This window comes from Piscicoccus intestinalis NBRC 104926 (assembly GCF_001515525.1).
Lineage (GTDB): Bacteria > Actinomycetota > Actinomycetes > Actinomycetales > Dermatophilaceae > Kineosphaera > Kineosphaera intestinalis.
Genome location: NZ_BCNQ01000326.1, coordinates 1 through 751 on the forward strand (window position 1 = coordinate 1; position 751 = coordinate 751).

1 protein-coding gene is annotated in these 751 nt (G+C 65.8%); it reads left to right on the forward strand.

Translation table 11 applies throughout. From position 1 onward, the window contains the following. The coding region (locus tag PINTE_RS21515) for a VOC family protein (RefSeq protein ID WP_217996687.1) at positions 1–749 on the forward strand (749 nt) is incomplete at its 5' end. Positions 750–751: the final 2 nt, after the last annotated feature.

Consider the following 751-nt stretch of genomic DNA (forward strand, 5'->3'; position numbering starts at 1 on the left):
CCTTTCAGACTCAGGAGCACAACATGACCCGCATCTCCCGCCGATCGTTCACCGTGGCCGTCGTGGCGTCGGCCTTGAACCTCTCCGCGTGTGGAGGTGGCGGCGGCAACGTCGAGAAGGCCCAACGGACCGTCGGCGTCTTCACCTCCCTCAACGCCCTCCCGCTCTACATGGCCATCGACAGCGGCATCTTCGAGACTGCCCGACCCGGACGGGCTGATGGACATCGAACTGGTCTACGGATTCAATTCTGCCGGAACGTATTTCGCCTCCCCACTCGGTCACCGGATCGTCGCCGGTCGCGCGCTCGGGCTCGGCACGTCTTCCAGGCCGTCACCGACCAGGCTCGCCACGAGCAGCTGTATGTCGACATCTTCGGTTTCCGCCTCAGCGACCACATCGACTTGGCCTCCGGCCGGGTCGGCACCTTCCTGCACTGCAATCCCCGGCACCACTCCATCGCCTTCGCCCCCACCGCCGGCCAGCCGCTGCTCGGCCACCTCATGGTCGAGGTCGAATCGGTCAACGACGTCGGCGTCGCCTATGGCAAGGTCCTCGCCGGCGCCGCCCGGCTCACCCAGACCTTTGGCCGGCACAGCAACGACAAGATGATCTCCTTCTATTGCAAGAGCCCCTCGAACCTGAGCATCGAGTTCGGCACGGGCGGCGAGATCGTCGACGACGCCACTTGGACCCCCACCCGCTATGACACCCCGCACTTCTGGGGCCACAACCGCGAGCGCCTCTGACC